The organism is Pseudomonas sp. BIGb0176 (assembly GCF_024810175.1).
GTDB classification, from domain to species: domain Bacteria; phylum Pseudomonadota; class Gammaproteobacteria; order Pseudomonadales; family Pseudomonadaceae; genus Aquipseudomonas; species Aquipseudomonas protegens.
Window position 1 is genome coordinate 1403066 of sequence record NZ_JANUEC010000001.1, and the last position, 22683, is coordinate 1425748.

The 22683-nt window shown below is 64.9% G+C and carries 15 protein-coding genes; 7 read left to right on the forward strand and 8 right to left on the reverse strand.

The window, feature by feature from the left end; translation table 11 throughout:
- Positions 1-80 precede the first annotated feature (80 nt).
- Positions 81-2081 (forward strand): U32 family peptidase, encoded by a 2001-nt coding sequence (locus M2395_RS06000; protein ID WP_011061249.1) that lies wholly within the window; start codon positions 81-83, stop codon positions 2079-2081.
- 115 nt (positions 2082-2196) lie between these two features.
- On the opposite strand, the gene M2395_RS06005 is transcribed toward M2395_RS06000, so the two are convergent.
- Both M2395_RS06005 and M2395_RS06010 read right to left on the reverse strand, forming a co-directional pair.
- Positions 2197-2733, reverse strand: a complete 537-nt coding sequence (locus M2395_RS06005) for a hypothetical protein (RefSeq protein WP_011061248.1) — start codon at positions 2731-2733, stop codon at positions 2197-2199.
- 38 nt (positions 2734-2771) lie between these two features.
- Entirely contained in the window at positions 2772-2990 is a 219-nt protein-coding gene (locus M2395_RS06010; RefSeq protein WP_015635581.1) for a PLDc N-terminal domain-containing protein, read from the reverse strand.
- A gap of 246 nt (positions 2991-3236) precedes the next feature.
- On the opposite strand from M2395_RS06010, the gene M2395_RS06015 reads away from it, so the two are divergent.
- The 5 genes from M2395_RS06015 (at position 3237) to M2395_RS06035 (ending at position 11245) form a co-directional block, all read left to right on the forward strand.
- Complete coding sequence (locus M2395_RS06015; protein ID WP_026020258.1) at positions 3237-3932, forward strand: peptidoglycan DD-metalloendopeptidase family protein; 696 nt, start codon at positions 3237-3239, stop codon at positions 3930-3932.
- A gap of 321 nt (positions 3933-4253) precedes the next feature.
- Positions 4254-5480 (forward strand): MFS transporter, encoded by a 1227-nt coding sequence (locus M2395_RS06020; protein WP_065364040.1) that lies wholly within the window; start codon positions 4254-4256, stop codon positions 5478-5480.
- A gap of 61 nt (positions 5481-5541) precedes the next feature.
- Positions 5542-6663 (forward strand): efflux RND transporter periplasmic adaptor subunit, encoded by a 1122-nt coding sequence (locus tag M2395_RS06025; protein ID WP_123430785.1) that lies wholly within the window; start codon positions 5542-5544, stop codon positions 6661-6663.
- A gap of 18 nt (positions 6664-6681) precedes the next feature.
- Complete coding sequence (locus tag M2395_RS06030) at positions 6682-9783, forward strand: MexW/MexI family multidrug efflux RND transporter permease subunit (RefSeq protein WP_123430786.1); 3102 nt, start codon at positions 6682-6684, stop codon at positions 9781-9783.
- A gap of 10 nt (positions 9784-9793) precedes the next feature.
- A complete protein-coding gene (locus tag M2395_RS06035) occupies positions 9794-11245 on the forward strand; it encodes an efflux transporter outer membrane subunit (RefSeq protein WP_123430787.1) in 1452 nt (483 codons plus the stop codon).
- On the opposite strand, the gene M2395_RS06040 is transcribed toward M2395_RS06035, so the two are convergent.
- Positions 11242-12336 carry a polyamine ABC transporter substrate-binding protein gene (locus M2395_RS06040; protein ID WP_077934109.1) on the reverse strand — a complete coding sequence of 365 codons (1095 nt, stop codon included), beginning with the start codon at positions 12334-12336 and terminating at the stop codon, positions 11242-11244. The two genes, M2395_RS06035 and M2395_RS06040, sit on opposite strands and share 4 nt — an antisense overlap.
- 99 nt (positions 12337-12435) lie before the next feature.
- A complete protein-coding gene (locus M2395_RS06045) occupies positions 12436-13251 on the reverse strand; it encodes a carbon-nitrogen hydrolase family protein (RefSeq protein ID WP_123430788.1) in 816 nt (271 codons plus the stop codon).
- A 116-nt stretch (positions 13252-13367) separates the two neighbouring features.
- Here M2395_RS06045 and M2395_RS06050 point away from each other — a divergent pair, with 116 nt between their 5' ends.
- Positions 13368-14165 carry a LuxR C-terminal-related transcriptional regulator gene (locus M2395_RS06050; protein WP_065364034.1) on the forward strand — a complete coding sequence of 266 codons (798 nt, stop codon included), beginning with the start codon at positions 13368-13370 and terminating at the stop codon, positions 14163-14165.
- Positions 14166-14218: 53 nt separating this feature from the next.
- On the opposite strand, the gene M2395_RS06055 is transcribed toward M2395_RS06050, so the two are convergent.
- The 4 genes from M2395_RS06055 to M2395_RS06070 form a co-directional block, all read right to left on the reverse strand.
- Positions 14219-16015 (reverse strand): filamentous hemagglutinin N-terminal domain-containing protein, encoded by a 1797-nt coding sequence (locus M2395_RS06055; RefSeq protein WP_123430789.1) that lies wholly within the window; start codon positions 16013-16015, stop codon positions 14219-14221.
- Positions 16016-16145: 130 nt separating this feature from the next.
- Positions 16146-17831 (reverse strand): ShlB/FhaC/HecB family hemolysin secretion/activation protein, encoded by a 1686-nt coding sequence (locus M2395_RS06060; protein ID WP_125063106.1) that lies wholly within the window; start codon positions 17829-17831, stop codon positions 16146-16148.
- A 202-nt stretch (positions 17832-18033) separates the two neighbouring features.
- A complete protein-coding gene (locus tag M2395_RS06065) occupies positions 18034-19140 on the reverse strand; it encodes a P1 family peptidase (protein ID WP_065364031.1) in 1107 nt (368 codons plus the stop codon).
- Between the two features lie 101 nt (positions 19141-19241).
- Positions 19242-22532 carry an ATP-binding protein gene (locus M2395_RS06070; protein WP_123430791.1) on the reverse strand — a complete coding sequence of 1097 codons (3291 nt, stop codon included), beginning with the start codon at positions 22530-22532 and terminating at the stop codon, positions 19242-19244.
- Positions 22533-22683 lie beyond the last annotated feature (151 nt).

The window sequence follows — 22683 nt, forward strand, 5'->3', positions numbered from 1 at the left end:
CCTGGCAGCGCACGGGTGCCGGGCAAGCGTTTCGCCGCTACAATGCGCGCCTTGACCCTGATAAGCCTGACTAAAAAAACATGTCCTTGCCCAAACATCACCTGGAACTGCTCAGCCCTGCCCGCGATGTGAGCATCGCCCGCGAAGCCATCCTGCATGGCGCCGATGCGGTGTACATCGGCGGCCCGAGCTTCGGCGCCCGCCACAACGCCAGCAACGAGGTGGGCGAGATCGCCCAGTTGGTGGAGTTCGCCCGCCGCTATCACGCCCGGGTGTTCACCACCCTCAACACCATCCTCCACGACAACGAGCTGGAACCGGCGCGCAAGCTGATCCACCAGCTGTATGACGCGGGGGTCGATGCGCTGATCGTCCAGGACCTGGGGGTGATGGAGCTGGATATTCCGCCCATCGAGCTGCACGCCAGCACCCAGACCGACATCCGCACCCTGGAGCGGGCGAAGTTCCTCGACCAGGCCGGTTTCTCCCAGCTGGTCCTGGCCCGCGAGCTGAACCTCAAGGAAATCAGTGCCATCGCCGCTGAAACCGATGCCGCCATCGAGTTCTTCATTCACGGCGCTTTGTGCGTGGCCTTCTCCGGCCAATGCAACATTTCCCACGCCCAGACCGGCCGCAGCGCCAACCGTGGCGACTGCTCCCAGGCCTGCCGCCTGCCCTACACCCTCAAGGACGAGCACGGCGGCGTGATCGCCTATGAAAAGCACCTGCTGTCGATGAAGGACAACAACCAGAGCGCCAACATCCGCGCCCTGGTGGAAGCCGGCGTGCGCTCGTTCAAGATCGAGGGGCGCTACAAGGACATGGCCTATGTGAAGAACATCACGGCCTACTACCGCCAGCGCCTGGACGCGGTTCTGGAAGATCGCCCAGATCTGGCTCGCGCCTCCAGCGGCCGTACCGCGCATTTCTTCGTGCCCGACCCGGACAAGACGTTCCACCGCGGCAGCACCGACTACTTTGTCAGCGAGCGCAAGATCGACATCGGCGCCTTCGACTCGCCGACTTTCACCGGGCTGCCGGTAGGCACCGTGGAAAAGGTCGGCAAGCGCGACCTGCAGGTGGTGACCTTCGAGCCGTTGTCCAATGGCGATGGCCTGAACCTGCTGGTCAAGCGTGAGGTGGTGGGTTTCCGCGCCAACATCGCCGAGGCCCGTGGCGAGTTCGAAGAAGATGGCGAGAAACGCTACCGCTATCGGGTCGAACCCAACGAGATGCCCGAAGCCCTGAGCCGTCTGCGGCCCAACCACCCGCTGAGCCGCAACCTCGACCACAACTGGCAGCAAGCCTTGACCCGCACTTCCGCCGAGCGGCGCATCGGCCTGTCCTGGCTGGCCCGCCTGAGCGAAGCACGGCTGGAACTGACCGCCACCAGCGAGGAAGGCATCAGCGCCAGCGTCGCCCTGGATGGCCCGTTCGGTGTGGCCAACAAGCCGGAACAGGCCCTGGGGCAACTGCAGGATCTGCTGGGCCAGCTGGGCACCACCCATTACCACGCCACCAGCATCAAGCTGGACGCGCCCCAGGCTTACTTCATCCCCAACTCCCAGCTCAAGGCCCTGCGCCGGGAAGTCATCGAAGCCCTGGACGCCGCACGCATCGCTGCCCACCCACGGGGCTCGCGCAAGGCCGAAAGCAGCCCGCCGCCGGTCTACCCGGAATCGCACCTGTCATTCCTGGCCAACGTCTACAACCAGAAGGCACGGGATTTCTACCACCGTCACGGGGTGCAACTGATCGACGCGGCCTTCGAGGCCCATGAAGAGCACGGCGACGTGCCGGTGATGATCACCAAGCACTGCCTGCGCTTCTCCTTCAACCTGTGCCCCAAGCAGGCCAAGGGCGTGACTGGCGTGCGCACCAAGGTGGCACCGATGCAACTGGTACACGGCGATGAAGTGCTGACCCTGAAATTTGACTGCAAGCCGTGCGAAATGCATGTGGTGGGCAAGATCAAGGGTCATATCCTCGACCTGCCGCTACCGGGCAGCGCCGCCGAGGCCGTGGTCGGCCATATCAGCCCCGAAGACCTGCTCAAGACCATTCCCCGCGCTCCGCACTGAGTGACCGGCGAGCGTGGCACCCAGGTGCCGCGTTCGCGTGCGCGGCACACCGGCCAGCTGGCGCCCATAGGCCGGTAGCGTTGCGTCCCGCAGCGCAGGCAGCGAGCCTGCGCCCTCAGGAGCCCGGATTGGTCACCTGGATATACACCGCCCAAATCCCCAGCAGCAGCCAGAACGCCGCGAACAACCAGGGCGAACGCATGGAAAACAGCAACGACTTGCGATAGCCCTTGTGGCTCGACTCGCTTTCGCAGAACAGCGGCGATTCGTCATAGGCCAGGCCCATCACCGGTTCGCTGTGCAGCAGGTGACTCTGCTTGAAATGCCAATGATCGATGATCTCGTAGGCGGCCCTGATGCCTGGCCAGGCATTGAGAGAGCTGAGGATCCCCAGCAACGCCAGGAAAGGCGGCACGGACAGAGTAAACAGCTTGCCCCATTCCGGATTGAGATTGGCCATGCACGAAGCGAAGGCGATTACCAGGAATGCCTGGGCCGTCAGGTAGGCATCGGTGCGGTTGGCCAGGATGCTGGTTTCGTATTGGATCTCCCGGCGATAGAAGTCCAGCCGTTCCTTGGGCGAGCCGAACATCTTGGCGTTGTGCTCGGTCAGCTCGGCTTCGTCCACATGGGATGTAAGAATTCTTGGCATGTCGTGATCAACCCTTGCGCGGGTTTGCTCCCCCGTTTTCAGCTTCTGCCGCGCTCGGCCGGCGCGTCCCGGTTCAGGGCCTTGGGGCCGACCATCAGCCATAGCAACAGCCCCAGCAGCGGCACGAAGATGATCACCACGATCCACAGCCCCTTGTTTTCTGCCCGCGCACCGCTGCGCAGCAGGCTTCTGATGGCCCAGATCTCGGCCAGCAGCACGATCACGGCCAGTACGATCAACAGGTATTGCACTTGCATAAGATTCCTCCCGGTCTGTACTGCCTTAGTGCGGTGCAGGCGACGAGGGTTCACAAAGATTGCCGTGGGCGTTCATGGCGCAGGAAAGATCAGCGTCCTGTGACATCCGGATTGAATTTAACCGCTGTGGCAGCGGTCTATAACGCGCCTCTTCATCGGCAAACAGGTATAGTTGCCGGCTTTATCGGCCTGGCTAACGCCGAAGTTTCGGGCCCCTTGGCCCCGTCAAGACATAGTGGATGTCGCGTGTTCGCAAGATTGCTTTTCATCGCATTGCTCCTGACCCTGTCAGCCTGCAGCTCCAGCCCTTCCAACTCCGGCCCCCTCAAGGCCGGCGAGTACCGGGTCAAGCGCGGCGACACGCTGTATTCCATTGCCAGCCGCAACGGCACCAACTGGAAGGAGGTGGCGCGGCTCAACGGCCTCAAGGCGCCTTATACCGTGGAGGTCGGCCAGGTGCTGCGGGTAGGCGGCGCGGCCAGGACCACCCGGGTGGTCAGCAGCAAGTCGCGAACCACCGCCAGCAAGGGCCGAACAGCGCCCCCGGCCCCTGCCCCCATGCCCAAGGTCACCCTCAAGGGCTGGAGCTGGCCGTTGCGCGGAGTGCTGATCGGGCGCTTCTCCCCCACCGGCAAGCTCAACCAGGGCATCCGCATCGCCACCACCCAGGGCCAGCCGATCCACGCCACCCTGGGCGGCAAGGTGGCGTTCGCCGGCTACATGCGCGGTTACGGCAACCTGATGATTCTCCAGCACGGCCCCTCCTACACCAGCACCTACGCCTACAACAGCCGGCTGCTGGTCAAGGAAGGGCAGATGGTGATCAAGGGCCAGAAGATCGCCGAAGCCGGTTCCCAGGACACCGACCGCGCCCAGCTTTACTTCGAGATCCGCGCCAACGGCGTGCCGGTGGATCCGCTGCGCTTGCTGCCGCCGGGCTGAGCGGGCGGCTCACCGCGCTGCACGTCTGCCCTCCTGCCTGGCCCCTGCGCCGTCCCCCCCCATTGGACGCAGCAAGATGAACTCTGGGGTTTCAAGCATGGTAGTGATCGGCTCAATCGCTATCATTTGCTTCAGGATTTGAGCGACGCCGGTACTGCCGGCGCCACTCGATTCACAAAGCCCGAGAGCCCCTGCAACCCCCTTGAGTGACTGCCTGCGCGACAACGTGCCTGTCACTGCGCTGTAGGGCGCCGGTGCTCTCTTCGCCCCTTCCAACAACCTCAACTGCCATGCCCCCACAGTCATTGGCCTGGATAAGTCATGTCCGCGAATCCGCACGCCTGCAATAAAGCTCCATCGCGGCTGCTCCTGCTGTTTCTGGCGCTGTCATTGATGGTGTCCCTGATCAACAGCAGCGTGCCGACGCCGCTCTACCCCTTCTACAAGCAGCAACTGCAATTGAGCTCGGTGCAGTTGACGCTGATCTTCGGCGTCTATGGCGTCGGCGTACTGCTATCGCTGCTGACCCTGGGCGGGCTTGCCGGCCGCCTGCAAGATCTGCGCAAGTTGCTGGTGCCCGCGGCAGCCCTGGTGTTCTGCGGTGCCTGGTTGTTTTCCCGGGGCGAGGCGCCCTGGCAACTGGGTGCCGGGCGCCTGATTGCCGGTATCGGCTCGGGAGCCATGACCGCCGGAGTCAACGTCGCCTTGGTGCGCTTCGGCCCCGCCGACCACGGCAAGCTGGCGGCGCTGCTGGCCACCCTGGCGATGGTCATGGGCCTGGCTCTGGGCCCGTTGCTCAGCGGTGCCGCCCTGCAACTGGACCTCTACCCCATGGCACTGCCCTTCTGGCTGATCATGGGCCTGACCCTCGTCGCCACCTGCGGCGTACTGGGCGGCTGGCCCACATCGGTACAGGTCGCCAACGCCACACCGGATGCTATGCAGGCCAAGGCCCCGGGATTGCTGCAAAGCCTCAAGGGCATTGGCATGCCCTTCCATCTTTGCGCCTGGTCGGTGTTCTTCAGTTGGTCGTTTGCCGCCTGCGTGTTCGTCATCGGCCCCGGGGCCGCCGAGCAGCTACTGGGCCTGGGTGATCGCGGGGTATTCGGCTACAGCATTTCGGCTTACCTGCTGATCGCCGGGGCCAGCCAGTTGTTCTGCCAGCGCCTGGACGCCCGGCGTGCCCTTCTGAGCGGTCTGCTGAGCCAATGCCTGGCCTTCGCGGTGTTGCTACTGGCCTTTTTCCAGGCGTCGCTGCTGCTGGCGGTGCCGGCCCTGATCATCGGCGGCTATGCCTATGGCGCGATATTCGTCGGCAGCGCGCGGCTGATCAATCAGCTGGCCAAGGGCAAGGGCCACGGCAAGCTCATCGCCTACTTCTACATGACGGTCTACCTGTTCAACGCCGTCCCCGTACCCCTGGGGCTGCTGGTGGACGCAACGGGCATGGCCCCGGCCGTGCACGGTGCCCTGATGCTGTTTCTGCTTCTGGGGACCGGTCTGTTGCTGATGGCGTACCGAATCAGGTTTTCCCCAGCAAGGCTTTAACACCGACGCACAAGCCCATCGTCCGTCGCCCCCTGTCATTCACTTATCAGTAGTCAGGATCATGAATAGAAAACTCAAATTCTCCGCTGGCGCTGCCGTAGCGCTGGCAATGCTCGCGGTCGCCTGCAAGGTGCTGTATGCCCCCGCTCCCTCAGGTTCGGACGCCGGCAATAGCTCGCGCCCGGCCACCAAAGTGGCCGTTGCCCAGGTAATGCTCGGCAATGTGCCCAACGTATTGAGCGGTATCGGCGAGCTGGAAGCCACCCGGCAAGTCATGGTCAGCGCCGAGACCAGCGGCCTGATCAGCGCCATCGCCTTCGCCCCCGGAGACCGGGTGCGCGCCGGCCAGGTGCTGGTGCAATTGAACGCCGAGCCGCAACTGGGCGAACTGGCGCGGCTCCAGGCCCAGGCCAGCAATGCCCAGGCACAATTGCAGCGTACCCGCACGCTGCTGCCGCAACAGGCCGCCACCCAGGAGCAGTTGGACCAGGCTCACTGGGCCTATCAGCAGGTGCTGGGGGACATCCGCCGGGTCAAGGCCCTGATCGAGCAAAAGCGCATAAAGGCGCCGTTCGACGGCGTACTCGGCGTGCGCAAGGTCAACCTCGGCCAATACCTGAAAGCCGGTGAACCTGTGGTGTCCCTGACCGACGCACGCACCCTGTACGCCAACATCACCCTGCCCGAGCGCTCCCTGGCCGCACTGGCCACAGGGCAGGACATGGCCGTGGCGGTAGACGCCTATCCCCAGCGCTCGTTCAAGGGCCGGGTCGGCACCCTGGAGCCGCGCATCGATCCTGGCACCCGGACCGTACTGGTGCAGGCCGTAGTGGCCAACCCCGACCACCTGCTGACCCCGGGCATGTATGTCCATGGCCAGGTGGCACTGCCGCCGGGCCCGCCGCGCATGAGTGTCCCGGAAACAGCCGTCAGCTACAGCGCCTACGGCGACTTTGTCTACGTGGTGCAAGGCACTGATGACAGCGCCCTCAGCGTGCGCCAGGCGTACGTCAAGACCGGCGAGCGCCTGGATGGCCGCGTCGTCCTGCAAGAAGGCGTCCAGCCGGGAGACCGGGTAGTGACCTCGGGCCAGTTGCGCCTGCAGAACGGCGCCCCCGTGCAGATAGCCAACCAGGACAGCCTGGCCCTCGATGCCCCGGCTACCGCCGCCCGGGCCCAGTGAAATACCAAGGATCCCATCATGACCTTCACTGATTTATTCGTCCGGCGCCCGGTACTGGCGCTGGTGGTCAGCACCCTGATTCTGCTGATGGGGTGGCTGGCCATCAACAAGCTGCCGATCCGCCAGTACCCGCTGACCGAAAGCTCGACCCTGACCATCACCACCCAGTATCCCGGCGCCTCGCCGCAATTGATGCAGGGCTTTGTCACCCAGGCCATCGCCCAGTCGGTGGCCACGGTGGAGGACGTCGACTACATGACCTCCACCTCGACCCAAGGCCGCAGCGTGATCGCAGTGCGCATGAAGCTCAATGCCGACTCGAACAAGGCCATGACCCAGGTGATGGCCAAGGTCAACGAGGTCAAGTACCGGCTGCCCGCCGAGGCCTACGACCCGGTGATCGTGAAGTCCTCCGGGGAAGCCACGGCCGTGGCCTATGTCGGCTTTTCCAGCCCGACCCTGTCCACCGCGGCGCTGTCCGACTACGTGACCCGGGTGGTGCAGCCACAGCTGTCGTCCATCGAGGGTGTGGGCAGCATCGACTTAAACGGCGGGCAGAAAATGGCCATGCGCATCTGGCTCGACGCCAGCCGCCTGGCCGCCCACGGTGTGTCCGCCGGCGAGGTGGCCCGGGCCCTGCGCGACAACAACGTGCAGGCCGCGCCGGGCCAGGCCAAGGGGCTGTATGTGGTGTCCGACATCCAGGTCGATACCGACCTGGTGAACGTCGCCGAGTTTCGCCAGTTGGTGGTCAAGAGCACCCCTGCCGGCCTGGTGCGCCTGGAAGACGTTGCCACGGTGGAACTGGGCGCGGCCGCGACGGATACCAGTGCCCTCATGGATGGGGTCAATGCGGTGTACTTCGGTTTGAATGCCGCCCCCAATGCCAACCCTTTGGTGATAGTCGACAAGCTCAACGAGCTGCTGCCGGGGATCCGCGCCAACCTGCCACCGGACGTGAAGGTAGCGGTGCCCTTCGAGCTGGCCCGCTTCATCAGCGCCTCCATCGATGAAGTCTCCGGTACCCTGATCGAAGCGATAGTGATCGTGGTGCTGGTCATCTTCCTCAGCCTGGGTTCGGTGCGGGCGGTGCTCATCCCGGTCATCACCATCCCGCTGTCGATGCTCGGCGCCGCGGCCTTCATGGCGCTATTTGGCTTCAGTATCAACTTGCTGACCCTGCTGGCCATGGTTCTGGCCATCGGCCTGGTGGTCGATGACGCGATCATCGTGGTGGAGAACGTCCACCGGCATATCGAAGAAGGCAAGTCCCCGGCCCTCGCCGCCCTGATCGGCGCCCGGGAGGTCGCCGCGCCGGTGATCGCCATGACCCTGACCCTGGCCGCGGTCTATGCGCCCATCGGCCTGATGGGCGGCCTTACCGGGTCGCTGTTCAAGGAGTTCGCCTTCACCCTCGCCGGTTCCGTGGTGGTCTCCGGGATCATCGCCTTGACGCTGTCCCCGGTCATGAGCTCGTTCCTGCTCGATAGCCAGATGAACGAAGGCTGGATGGCGCGCCAGGCCGAACGCGGCTTCGCACGCCTGGGGGCGGCCTATGGCCGGGTGCTGAGCATGTCCCTGGAACATCGCCGGGTGATCTGCGTCATTGCCCTGCTGGTCCTGGTCAGCGTGCCGTTGCTGTACAACCAGGCCCGGCGCGAACTGGCACCGGTGGAAGACCAGTCCACGGTGCTGACGGCCATCAAGTCGCCGCAGAACGCCAACATCGACTATGTAGAGAAATTCGGCGAGAAGTGGAACCAGGTGATGGTGACCCTGCCCGAGCAGAGCAACCTGTGGCTGATCAACGGCATCAACGGTGTCTCCAACAGTATTGGCGGGGTCAACTTCGTCGACTGGGAGCAACGCCAGCGCAACGCCGACCAGATCCAGGTGGACATGCAGAATCGCGCCAATGACATCGAGGGCAGCAATGTCTTCGCCTTCCAGTTGCCCTCGCTGCCCGGCTCCACCGGCGGCCTGCCGGTGCAGATGGTAATCAAGAGTGCCGGCGACTACCGGCTGGTCTACGAGGCCATGCAGGAGCTGAAGGACGCCGCGCGCAAAAGCGGCCTGTTCATGGTGGTGGACAGCGACCTGGACTACAACAACTCGGTGATCAGGATCCGCATCGACCGGGCCAAGGCCAACAGCCTCGGGGTCACCATGAAGGACATCGGCGACACCCTGGCGGTGCTGGTGGGCGAAAACTACGTCAACCGCTTCGGCATGCAGGGCCGCTCCTACGATGTAATCCCCCAGAGCCTGCGCAATGAGCGCCTGTCTCCCGAGGCCCTGGCGCGTTTCTACGTCACCAGCGCCAGCGGCGGCCAGGTTCCGCTGGGCAACCTGGTAACCCTGTCCACCGGGGTGGAACCCAACCAGTTGACTCAGTTCGACCAGCTCAACTCGGCGGTCTTCCAGGCGATTCCCGCACCGGGAGTGGCCATGGGCGATGCCGTGGGCTTCCTCGAACAGCAGGCACGCAACCTGCCGCCGGGCTTCACCTATGACTGGCTCTCGGACGCCCGCCAGTATCAGCAGGAAGGGGGGGCGCTGATCATGGCCTTCGTGTTCGCGATCATCGTCATCTACCTGGTATTGGCAGCCCAATACGAAAGCCTGCGGGACCCGCTGATCATCCTGATCAGTGTTCCGCTGTCGATCTTCGGCGCCCTGATTCCCCTGGCGCTGGGGCTGTCCACCATCAACATCTACACCCAGATCGGGCTGGTCACCTTGGTGGGCCTGATCAGCAAGCATGGGATCCTCATGGTGGAGTTCGCCAATGAGCTGCAGGTCAAGGAAGGCCTGGACCGCCATGAGGCGATAGTGAAGTCGGCGAAGATGCGCCTGCGGCCGATCCTGATGACCACCGCGGCCATGGTCGCCGGGCTGGTCCCCCTGCTGTTCGCCAGCGGTGCTGGTGCCCACAGCCGCCATGACCTGGGGCTGGTGATTGTGGTGGGCATGCTGGTGGGCACGCTGTTCACCCTGCTGGTGCTGCCCACCATGTACTCGATCATTGCCGTGGACCATCGCAGCGCGGCTAACACTCCCCGGGCGCGCGAACTGGCATCCCTGGATGCCGCAGCCCCCGCCATGGCCCCTCGGGTCTAAGGAGCAACTCATGCGTCACTTTGCAATCAACCCGCGGCAGCCCCTGTACTGGCTGCTGCTGTCACTGGGGCTGGGTGGCTGCACCCTGGGCCCCGATTATCAGCCACAGGTTGCGACGCCGCTGCACCTGTCCCAGCAACCGGACCCGGCGCTGTACTCCAGCGAGCAATTGCAGCGCGACTGGTGGCGGCAATTCCAGGACCCGCAACTGGACCAGTTGATGGACCAGGCCCTGAGTCGCAACCGGGACATTCACCAGGCCCAGGCCCGGTTGCTGGAAGCACGCGCCGAGCTGGACCAGCGCCAGCTCGACCGCTTGCCGACCGTGACCGCCGGCGGTGGTTATTCCCGCAGCCTGGCCCAGGACAATCCAGGGCCCGCCGGCGAACGCAACCTGGCCAAGAGCTACCGGGCGGGGTTTGACGCCCAATGGGAGATAGACCTGTTCGGCCGCTTGCAGCGCCTGTCCCAAGCTGCGGCCGCCCGTGATCAAGCCGCCGTGGCCGATCTGGCCCAGGCGCGGATAGTGGTAGCGGCCGAAGTAGCGCGCAATTACTTCGAGATGCGCGGTGCGCAACGCCAGCTGGAGGTGGCCCGGGCAGCCCTGGATAACCAGACGCACATGGTGCAGGTGGTGGCCGCCATGGTCGCAGCCGGGCGTGGCGCCGAAGACGAGTTGGCCAGTGCACGGGCCGAGCGGGCACGCCAGCAGGCCTCCCTGGCGCCCCTGTACACCCGCAGCCAACTGGCCCGCTATCGCCTGGCGGTGCTGGTGGCCGCCCAGCCCGGCGAGCTGAAAGCCCTGGATCGTCAGGCTGCCCTGGTACCGCTTGCGACCCGCCTGCCGATCGGCAACCTCGCCGATCTGCTGCGTCAGCGCCCGGACATCGCCAGTGCCGAGCGCGACTTTGCCGCCTCCAGCGCCGACATCGGTGCGGTGACCGCCGAGTTGTATCCCCGGGTGGACCTGGGGGGCTTCCTCGGCTTCGTGGCCATCCGCGGCGCGGACCTGGGCGCCGGCAGCAGCCGGGCCTTCAGCTTCACCCCCGGCATCAGCTGGCCGGCCCTGCACCTGGCTAGTGTCAAGGCCCGGCAACGCCAGGCCGAGGCGCGCAGCCAAGGTGCCCAGGCTCGTTACGAGCAGGTGGTGCTGCTGGCGGTGGCGGAAGCCGAGAGCGCCCTGACCACCTACAGCCAGTCCCAGCAACGCCTGGGGGATCTGCTGGAAGCCGCCCGGCAAAGTAGCCGGGCCGCCACCCTGGCCCAGGTGCGCTACACAGCAGGTGCGGCGCCCTACCTGCTGGCGCTGCAGGCCCAGGCCAGCCGACTGCAGGCCGAGGATGCCCTGGCCCAGGCGGATACCGCGTCCTATGTGAATGTGGTCGCGCTGTACAAGGCGCTGGGGGGCGGCTGGCGAGCGCCAGGGACAACCAGCGCCGCCGCTGTTGCCACTCGGGACTAGCTACCGCTCTTGACCTTGCTCCAGACCCGGGTACGCACCCGCTCCAGTTTCAACGGCAGCGGTTCCAGGGGGAACAGAGTGTCGAGCACCGCAGCGCTCGGGTAGACGCTGGGGTTGTCACGGATCTGCTGCTCCACCAGCGCCTTGGCCGCCAGGTTGCCATTGGGGTACTTCAGGTAGCGGGTGGTCGCGGCGATCACCTGGGGGCGCAGCATGTAGTCGATGAACTGCAAGCCCTGCTGCGGGTTGGGGGCGTCGTTGAGCAACACCAGGCTCTCCACCCAGATCGGGGCACCCTCGCGGGGAATCCGGTACTCGATCTGGCGGCCGTTGCCGGCGGCCTCCGATGCGCTCTTGGCGTCAAGCACACCGCCGGCCCAACCCACTACCACGCAGATATTGCCATTGGCCAGGTCGGTGATGAACTTCGAGGAATCGAAGTAGCGCACATAGGGGCGCAGCTTCAGCAGCAGGGCCTCGGCCTTGCGGTAGTCCTCGGGGTTCTGGCTGTTGTAGGGCAACCCCAGGTAATGCAGGGCAATGGGGACGATCTCGCCTGGGGCATCGAGCATGGCCACACCGCACTGGCTGAGCCGGGCGAGGTTCTGCTCCTTGAAGATCAGGTCCCAGGAATCCACCGGGGCGTCCGGCCCGAGGATCGCCCGGACCTTGTCTGCGTCGTAGCCAATGCCCGTGGTGCCCCACAGGTAGGGTACGGCATAGCGATTGCCCGGGTCGTTGCCCTGCACCTTGGCCAGGATCTGCGGGTCCAGGTTGGGCCAGTTGGGCAACTGGCTGCGGTCCAGTTCCTTGAGCACCCCTGCCTTGATCAGGTTCGGCAGCAGGTCGCCGGTGGCCACTACCACGTCGTAGCCGCTGCGGCCGGCCATGAGCTTGCTCTGCATCACGTCACCGTTGTCGAACACGTCGTAGGTCACGGCGACGGAGGTCTGTGCCTGGAAGTCCTTGGTGGTCTCGGGGGCAATGAAGTCGTACCAGTTGTAGATGTGCACCTTGGGTTCGGCGCTGGCGGTAAAGGCCAGGCAGAAATTCAAGGCCAGGGCCAGGGGAACGCAGTGAAGGGTTTTCATCGTCAAGCTCCATAGCGTCGGCCCCTGCTCCATGGGGAAGGTGGCCGCGCCTGCTGTTTTTGGGATTGTTGTGGCAGGAATCAGAGCAATGGGCAGGAATCAGGGAATCAGCAGCTCGCGGCGCCCGTCCGGGTGCTCCACCTGTTCACCGGGTAGGGGCAGACGGCGGTCGCTGAGGTAGTGGTAGTCGCGGCGCGAGGCCTTGAGCTGGTGCAGGTCGAGGCTCACGCGCTGCTGGCACGCCTCGCGCCCGGCTTCCCACTGCACCTGCCCGAACGGGTCGATGGCAGCGCTGCCCCCGGCGAAGACCAGGCCGTCATCGCCCTCGCCCACCCGGTTGACCATGACCGCGAACAGCTGATTTTCCTGGGCTCGAGCCATGATCGCAGTGCGGTGCACCGGGCCGTAGGGGTCCATGTTGCCGTTGGTGACGATGATCAGTTCGGCCCCCAGTTGTGCCAGGGCCCGGGCCGTTTCCGGCAACTCGATGTCGTAGCAGATCAGGATGCCGACCCGCAGCCCCTTCCACTGCACCGTGGTGAAACGGTCGCCGGGGCAGAACGCACCGCGCTCCGAGGGCCATAGGTGGGTCTTGCGGTAATGCAAGGCGATGCCCTCGGGGGTCAGCAGCAGTGAGCTGTTGTAGTAATGCTCCCCGGCCCGCTCGGCCAGGCCGATGACCACCGCGACCTGACGCTCACGGACCTGCTGCAGCACCGCCTGGACACTGGGCCCGTCCAGGGTTTCAGCGCACTCGGCCAACTGTACGGCGCTGAGGAAGCCGGTCAGGCAAGTTTCGGGGAACACCAGCAGATCGGTGTCGCCAGCGCAGGTTGCAATGGCTTCGAGCACCCGGTCCAGGTTATAAGCGGTGTCGCCGTCACGGCCGGCCAGTTGTACCAGTTCAATGTTCATTTCTAATCCTTGCACTCGTTGGCGACGCCCGGGGCTTGCGACCGCAGGTGCCGGGGACGGGCCGAGTATGGAGCGCCGCGACGCGGCAAAAAATCACTTCGATGGGGTACCCCTCAATGGGTAGTGAAACGCGCCTGACCTTGCAGGACGTGGCCTGGCACGACGCCGTGGGCCGCGTTATCGAGACCCTGGACCGGGACAATTTCTGGAGCGCCCTGGTGCGCCTGCTGCAGCACTATGTGCCGGTGGACAATTGGGTGGTGCTGGTCTTCAGCGGCGGCCGGCCCCGGTTACTGGCCGAATCCCCGGCAACGGACGGCGAAGCCGACTCCCTGTTCCAGGACTATCTCAAGGGGCTGTACCTGCTGGATCCGTTCTACATCCACGCCAGGGAACATCCGCGCAGTGGCCTGTTTCGCCTGCAGGACGTGGCCCCGGAATGCTTCGAGCAGACCGATTACTACCAGCGCTATTTCTGCCTGAACGTGCTGACCGACGAGGTGCACATCAATATCCTGCTGGACGGCGAGCGTACCCTCAGCCTGTCGCTCGGCAGCCAATCGCGTTTCAGCCCTGAGCAGACTGCCCTGCTGAGCCTGGTGCAACCCTGGATCGCGGCGCTGATGCGCCAGCGCCTGCATTTCGAGTCCGAGCCCCAAGCCACGACGCCCAGCGCGCCCAACTGGCAGAGCCGCCTGGAACAGGCCACTGCCCAGTTGAGTTCGCCCCTTTCGGCGCGGGAGTTGGATGTGGGCCAGTGGTTGCTCAGTGGCTGCTCGAACAAGGAGATTGCGCGCAAGCTGGGGATTTCCGCCGAGACGGTCAAGGTTCACCGCAAGCACATGTACAGCAAGCTGGGGATCAAGTCCCAGTCCGAGCTGTTTGCCCTGTTCCTCCAGGCCCAGGACGCCTGATGCCAGGCCGTGGGGGCGCAGCGGCCAGCGCCCCGCCCCCGCAGTTTCAGGCATTAGAAGCGCAGGTAGTTACCTCGCCCCGGCGCCTGGTAGGCCATTTCCGAGAGCCCGGTCCAGACGTAGCTCGGAGCTGTCCACTGGACCTGTGCGTAGCCGTAGGAGCCATGGCCATAGGCCGAAAGCACGGCAGGAGCCGGCTTGAGCGCCACGCTGGAGACCGGAGTCGCCGCTGCGCCGGACTGGCGTGGAGGCTCGGCATGACCGCCCCCCAGTACCCCTTGATTGCGCTGGCTGCCGACCCAGTTGGTGAGCCTGCCGCGACTGGTGATGGTGCCGCTGGCAGTGTTGTCCAGGCGGCTGCCCAGGAGCGTCAGGGAGGCGCCACTGTGAATCACCTTGTCGTTGAACAGCGTGCTGCTGTTGAGGGTCATGGACTGCTCGCTGCGCAGGGTGCCGTGATTCTCCAGGGCGCCGTAGGCAGTCAGCGAAGCGCCGCTGTGGATCAGATTGTCGTTGAATACCTTGCTGGCGTTGAGAGTCATCGCCTGCCCGCTGCGCAGGGTGCCATGGTTTTCCAGGGCGCCTTGCAGCGACAGGCTGCCGTGCGCCACGAGCGCCCCCTGTCGACCCTGAAGCGTATCGCCGTTGACCGAGACCCGGGCACCCGAAACCTGGCCCTGGTTGTCCAGGCCGCCGGTGATCGACAGTGCCTGCCCGGCTTCCAGGGCCCCACCAGCGGCCACCTGCACCTTGCCATCAGCGGTGACAGTGAGGTTGCCGGTCAGGGCCTTGACCTGCCCCGCCACATTGACCCCGACACCGGCGGATCGGCCCAGCATGCGGATCGAGTCCGCGTGCATGCTGCCCAGGCGTGCCACATCGATGGCGACCTCGGGAACAACCGTCTCAGCCACCACCTCTGGCACTGAAACGCCAGCCACCGGCACTGGCGGGCCGGAAACCACCTGGGTGTTGCCCTTGCCGAACTGGCTGCTGTTGAAGGGTTTGTCGGCAAAGTCGGAACCCGATTGCACCTGGCCATTGATGATGATCTGGTTGCCGGTAAAGCCCTGCTCCTTACCGTTGATGATCACCCCCACCGCGGACTGTCCAGCGCTGCCGGAGCTGGCCAGGGACAAGGTGTTGCTGGCACTCACATCGCCCTTGAGTGCGGACAGGTTGAGCTTCTGCGCCTGCAGCGCCGCATTCAACTGAATGGTACGGGCTACCAGGTCCACTTCATTGGCCCCGGAACCATCCAGGCCCGCGCCGTCGATACGGATCTGGCCATTCTCGGTATGCAGGCGCGCAACTCCACCCTGCCCGTCCAGCACAGCGTTGCCGGCCACCAGGGTCACTCGATTGGCATTGATGAACCCCGCGCCCTGGGTGGAAATGCCGTTGGGGTTGGCCACGATCACCCGCGCATTGGCACCGGCGACTTCAATCACGCCGTTGAGCTGGGAGGCCATTTTCCCGGTTACCTCGTTGAGAATAACGCTTGCCGACTGGCCATTGAGCAGGCTGTTGCCGGCTATGGCGCCGCCCAGGCTGGTCTGCACACCCGTGGTGCTGTTGTTGAGGATCAGCCCGGCCTGGCCGACGTTGAACTCGGTGAACTTGTTGTGGGACAGGCCCGCACCATTGGCAGCGACGATGTTCACCAGCGGCGTGCCGTTGCTGGTCGAGAGCACCGGTCGCAGCGCCGCGGACGGGTCCACCACCAGCCCGGGCTGGGCCAGGGCGCTCTGCTCCAGGAGCGGCAGTGCCAGCAGGATGGCCAGCGCCAGGCGCTGTGCCCCGAAAGCGGGCTGTGGCAGGTGCGGGGTAGATTTATTCTTGGTTTTCATATTGATCTCGGTGGTGTTGTTGGCATAAGGCGTGCGCTTGAATCGGCGGGCACGCGGGTAACAGGTTCGGCGGTGGTGGCACCTCCTGGTTCAGGGCTGGAAGACAGGCCGCTTGGCGAAACGCTATGGCCTAGAAGCGGCTACGCAACGAGAAATCCAGGGTGGGAGTACGGCTGTTGAGGTCGTCGGGCTTTTTCAACGGCAGGCCCAGGGCAATGTCGTAGCTCAGGGCGCTGAAGCTGCCGCGCAGGCCGACGGCGCTACCGATCAGGGTGCGCTCCCCTGACCGCAGGCTGGCGCTGGGCACTACCTGGCCGGCATCCAGGGCCGTGTAGAACTGGCTGCCCCAGCCTGCCGCCACGGCCAGCTCGTTGCGCCAGGTCCAGCCACCCGGGCTGGCCAGGGTGCTGTTGCCATCGAAGCCGCGCACCGTGTAGCGGCCACCGATCTGCAGGTACTCGGTGGGCGGCACCGGCACCGGCGCGTACTGCACGAACAAACCGCTCTGGTAGCCCAGCACACTGGCGCCCACGCCAAGGGCGCCGGCCACTGCGGCCTTGCCGGTGAAGATCCGGTAACGACCGTTCCAGTACTGCTCCTCGTAGACCGCCCCCGGCGCTGCGCTCATCCCGGGCAGGCTGCCGCGCAGGCCGAGTTCGAAATCCAGGGTGCTGGCGTTCCATTTTTCCCGGTGGGCCATGCTCAGTTCATAGCCGGTGATGTCCCGGTAAAGCTGGCCCAACTCGGTGTTGCCGACCCAGGCCCGGTCCTGGCGACGCACCAACCGCCCCTGCAAGGTGCCCCGGCTGTGGGCCGAGCGGTAAGTCACCAGGCTGAGGCCGGCATCCAGACGTCGGGTCCTGGAGATGAACCCCAGGCGCTGGTCGGCGTCTTTGAACAGTTGCTGGCGGCTGCCCCACTCACTGGCGCCCAAGGACAGCGCGGTGTAGCCCAGAGGCAGGTTCCAGGCCAGGCTCCTCGACCAGGAACCCAGGCTGTGGTCGGCGAATGCGCTGTCCGAACTGGCGGTCAGTAGCAATTGGTCATACAGGGCCAGGGGCGAATCGATCGCCAGGATGGCCCCCAACTGATTGCGCCCGGTGGCGTCGATGCCGGCGTTGTCCAGGGTCAGCATGCCCATCACCCGGCGTACCTCCTCGGGTTGCCGGATGACGATATCGGTGCTGCCCAGGGCCGTCCCCGGAATCAGGTCAAAGGCACTCAGGGCCTGCCCCGGCAGGCGCCGCAGGTTTTCCAGGGCCTGGTCCAGGTCGCGCACATTCAACAGTTGGCCCTGGCCGGCGGGAAACAACGGCCGGGCCCAACCGATACCCTGGGGTTGCTGTTCAATAGTGCCGATCCGCCCGGCGATCACTTGGATCAGCAGGCGTCCGCCGGCCAGGTCCTGGGCCGGAATGGCGACTTGAGTCGTAAGGTAGCCACGCAGTATCAGTTGCTCCGCCAGCCAATGGCGCAGCAAGCCCAGGCCGTTGCCGCCGACGCACTGGCCAATGATCGGCGAGGTAGCGGTCATCCAGGCAAAGGCCTCGGCGCCCTGCCACTGCACCGAGCGGATCAGCACACAGGGCGACTCGGCCGGCAGGCGCAGCGAGCTGCCGGCCACCGGGGCCTGTTCGGCAAGCATGTCCACCGGTTTCAAGGCCTGGGCCTGCAAGGCTTCCAGTTGCTGGTCCTGATGCCGCGAGCCATTGCCAAGCGAGCCCAGGGCCGGCGCGCCCAGGCCCTGTTCCAGAGGGGCAAGCAGCACCAGGGCGATCAGGCCGCGCAAGGGCCAGGGGCCTTTCCATCTCGACAACTGAGGTCTCTCCGCAGGATGACAATGCAGCCCCGTCCGATGAGGGTTGGAGGCATGTCAGGGCAATTGCGGCGAAGTCTAAGAGTGGATGTTGCGGCCCCGGAATAAGAGTGGGAGACAGCGACTCAAGGAATAATCGTCAAGACTGTGCAGATAAATCGAGCATCCGGTGCACAGTCTCAACCCCGTGTGCCTGCTCCTGTCACTGGCCCCGTGGTCGCCAGCCGACCTGTTCCAGGGCAGCCAGCAAGCGTTCGGGAGTGAGCGCACGGGCCTGGCTGCCACAGCCCGACAGATCGCGAGCGGCCAGCATGGCGTTGAGAATGGCCTCTTCCACCGCATCGGCGGCCGCCACGAACAGCGCTGAAATGTAATCGTTGTTGACCATCTGCAAGGCGCTGGTCGGGGCACCGGGGTGGCCGTGATTGGCCACCGGCAGGTTGCGATTGCCCACCGAGAACGCCAGGAAGATGTCTCCGCTGGAATCCTCGGTGCCTCCCCCGACCCGCGCCAGGCCGATGCTGGCCCTCTGCGCCAGGCGCGTGCACTGGTGTGGCAGCAGGGGCGCGTCGGTGGCGATGGTGATCACGATCGAACCCATGCCGGCCTCACCGACCGGAGTCGGGCCCTTGAACGGTGACGCCACGTCCCCCAGTACCGTGCCCACCGGGTAGCCGGCCACCCGCAACGCTTCGCGCACTCCATAGTTGGCCTGTACCAGGACGCCCACGGTCCAGCCACCCTGCTCCTGGCTCAGGACCCGCGAAGAAGTGCCGATACCGCCCTTGAATTCGTGGCAGATCATGCCGGTGCCTCCTCCGACGTTGCCCTCCGCCACCGGCCCGGAACTGGCCTGGCTCAGGGCCGCGTGGAGGTGTTCGGCCGTCACGTGCTGGCCCCAGATATCGCTGAGCACGCCGTCGTAGGTTTCCAGCACCACCGGCATGCACCAGTAAGTATGTTGCCTGGCCATTTCTCGCTCGGCCGCCACCAGGGCGTCACGCACCACGCCAACGCTATGGGTGTTGGTGTAGGCAATGGGTGTGGCCAGCAAGCCGGCCTCGCGGATCCACTCCAGGCCCGTGGCATCGCCGTTGCCATTGAGCACATGGACCCCGGCGAAGCACGGCTCCAGGTGGGCCGAACCGGCCCGCGGCTCGATCACCGTGACGCCGGTATGGATCGACGCATCGGCGGTTTCCAGGTTGAGGGTGTGATGGCCGACACGCACCCCCGGCACATCGGTAATAGCGTTGTAGATGCCGGGGGTACCGGTGCCGAGGGTGATGCCAAGGTCGCGTATACGCATGGTTGCGGTCTCCACTGTCGAACAATCAAGGGGTCGAAGTGTAAGAATCCGCACAACCGCTGACGATTACCCCGTTGCATTACCCCCGGCGGGTTAGCCGCTCAGAGCTGGCTGATCAGCCGCTCGACCCGTTCGATGAATCGCTGCAACTGGCCCTCCTCCAGCCTGGCACCATGGCCGCCCACCGAGGCTTCAAGGCTGGCGCAAACCAGGATCAGGCTCTTGGCCTTGCCCACTGCCAGGGCACCGCGAATGCGGTGCAACTGGTCCATCAGCTGCACCTTGTCGCCCCCTGCCAGCGCAGCCTTGAGCGCCTCCAGGTCCTGGCCGATGGTGAGCTGGAACAGCTCCAGCATGCGCTCGGGCACGCGCAACGGATCGTCCTGGGGTAGGCCCGTTGCCTGGACCGCGTCGGCAACCACGGGCTGCAACGGGATCTCGATGGCCGCCTTGAGACACAAGTAAAGCCCCTGGATATCAATCGGCTTGGTCAGCCAGTTGTTCATCCCGACGCGGATGCAGTGCTCCCCCTCCTCGCGCAAGGCGTTGGCAGTGACACCGATGATCGGCGTGTCCAGATTGCGTTCGCGCACGCTCTGGGCGAAGGCATAGCCGTCCATGAGCGGCATGTTGACGTCGGTGAGGATCAGGTCGTAGGCCTGCTGGTCAAGCAGGTGCAAGCCTTCGATGCCATTGCTGGCCACATCCACCAGGCAGCCGATGGTTTCCAGCTGTTCCTTCATCAGCAACTGGTTCACCGGGCTGTCCTCGGCCAGCAGCACGCTCAGGCCCAGCGGTTGTCTGCTCGCTCCACCGGGCGTGGTGTCGGGCTCGCACACCTCCCCCGTCAGCGCCATGTTCAAGGCCTGGAGGATGGCCGGCAGGCTGTGCTGATTGACCAGGATGTCCTTGCCTATGACCTGAGGCTGAAGATTGAAATCGTGCTGGGCAAAGACCTTGGTTCCGGCCCAATCCAGGCCGGCCAGGGCTTCAGGCATCACCTCCAGCATGACATCGGGCATGTCGCCCAGAGCCTCGGGCTGGGTCGACACCCGCGCCCCGTGCTGCTGCAACCAGGCGCCGAGGCTGGCGCTCAGATCGGCGAACGGGGTACGCAGGTGTATGCGCTTGCCCTGCAGGCGCAGGTCCACCGGGGCGGCCCCCTCGGACTCCGCCAGTTCAAGGTCGAGGGCGAAGCTGAATGTGCTGCCCTGGCCCTCTTCGCTGCTGAAACTCAGGTGCCCCCCCAGCATCTGGCTGAGGCTGGCGCAGATCGGCAGGCCCAGTCCGGTACCGCGTATGTTCGGCTGCCGGTTGTCCCGCTGGTAGAAACGTTCGAACAGGCGCGCCTGCACCTCCTGGGGTATGCCCGGCCCGCTATCGGCCACCTGCCATTGCAAGCGAGCCCGGCCCGTTGCGCACTGCACCTGGTTCAGGCGCACCGCCACCCGCCCGTGAGCGGTGAACTTGATGGCGTTGCTGATCAGGTTACCGACGATCTGCCGGATGCGCAGGCTGTCCCCCAGGACCTCCACCGGCAACGGCTGGTCGATGCAGGCGTACAGCGCCAGGCCCTTGCTCGCGGCCATGGCCGAAAAGCCCCGCAGGGTTTCTTCCAGCAGCTCCCGTGGGTTGAACCTGACCGATTCAGGCACCATTTGCCCGGCCTCGATCTTGGACACATCCAGCACATCGCTGATCAGTTGCAGCAGCACCGTCGATGAACTGTCGATGGTGCGCAGGTAGGCGCGCTGACGCTCGCTCAGGTCAGTCATCGCCAACAGCTCCAGGGTCCCCAGGGCACCATACAAGGGTGTTCGGATCTCATGGCTGACGGTGGCGACGAAGTTGCTCTTCTGCTCGTTGGCGGCATCCGCCGCGTCCCGGGCCATGATCAGCGAGGCCGCGGCTTCGCGGTGCGACGTGATGTCGGTAAAGGTGCACAGCAGCACATCCTCACCCTGGTAGTCGGTGGGCGCAAAACGCACGTACAAGGAACGCGGGCCGACTTCCAGGCAGCCTTCTCCCGAAATCGGCCGGCCCTGGTCGAACATTTCCCAGTGCTGCATCAGCAAACGCAGGTCCGTGGCTTCTCCCAGCCAGGCCCCATACAAACTGTTATGCGTTACCGGCTGCAGCGTCGGCCCCCTGACCACACACAACGCCAGCGGTACGGTCTGCAGGATGGAGTGGTTGAAATCATGGGTAACCAGCAATTGCCGAAAATCGCTGCCGGCCGGTTCCACCACCCGCCGCCGATACCACTCGATCACTCCCCAGCCACCGAAGACGCACGTCAGCAGCAGCCCCAACAGGCTCAGTAGCGGCCAGAATCCGTCCTCCAGCAGGCTCTTGTAGCTGATCCGGTACAGCGCCTGCCAGGTGCCCTGGGTACCGGCGCTGCGCTTGATCAGCAACCCCGATGCGCTCAGGTGCAAGCCGTTCTGATAGTCCCGGATATCACTGTCGGCAGCGCCCACCAGCAAGCGCCCGTCGGGGGCCAGCAGGTCGATGGACTCGAAGTCCGGCCGCTCATAGAACTGCCTGTCGATCCGCTCGCCGAAATCGTTGAGCTCACTCAGCTCCAGCAGGGTGGCTGCCACCACCTCACGTGGCGCACGCCCCGCCACCCGGTACTCGTCCGCCGTCTGATCGAGGACATAGGCCAGCAGGGCCTGGCGCCCGTTCATCATGAACGGCTCGGCGGGGCTCCAGCGCACGATCAGATCGCTGTTTTTCGGTGGGTCGCGGCGGATCGCCGCCTTGACCCGGCTCAGCACCGGCAACAGGTCGGGCTGCGTAGCGCCAACCTGCTGCGGCTGGGTTTCGATCCAGGGAATGGCGATGTCGAAGTGACGGTCCAGGTCGAACAGGAACATCTGTGGCGCGGTAAAGGACGAACCGATCCAGAAGTCGCTGTAGACATTGGCAAGGCCCCGGGCCAGCCCCAGTTGCCGGTTGATGACCCTGGGGCCCAGGCGGTCGGTGTGTTCGGGCAGGACCACGGACACCTTGGTCAGGTACTGCGACGCCAGGCCCTCGTAGATGCGCACATCACCCTTGGGCATTTCCGTGAAGATATGGCCCCGGTAGTCGGTCTCGGGCCGGTAGGTGCTGGAACCGCTGCTCTTGATGGCACGCAGCAAAAAGGTCTCATGGTCGTTGGCCCGGGCCACCAGGCGCAGGAAGTGGTAATTGACCTTGACCAGTTCACCTCGCATCACCTTGTAGGTCGCCCAGTAACCGGCACTCACGAAAAACACCAGTAGCAGGAAGGAAATCACCAGGCCGAGGTTCAATCGCAGCGACACACGCTCCAGGCGCTTGACCCTGGATTGTCTATAGACCATGGGAGGGTGAACCGGCGAAACCTGCTGTTTGTTGCATCTCATGCTCCCCAAAGGTCCTTCATCAACATCACCCCGCACCCGCGAGGGTCACGCACACTACCTGAACTTGTTGCCATTGTAGGAGCGGTCCTACATTTGTCATCGAAAACGCCGACTGACAGTCTGATCGAGCTACGCCAATGTGGGTAGACCG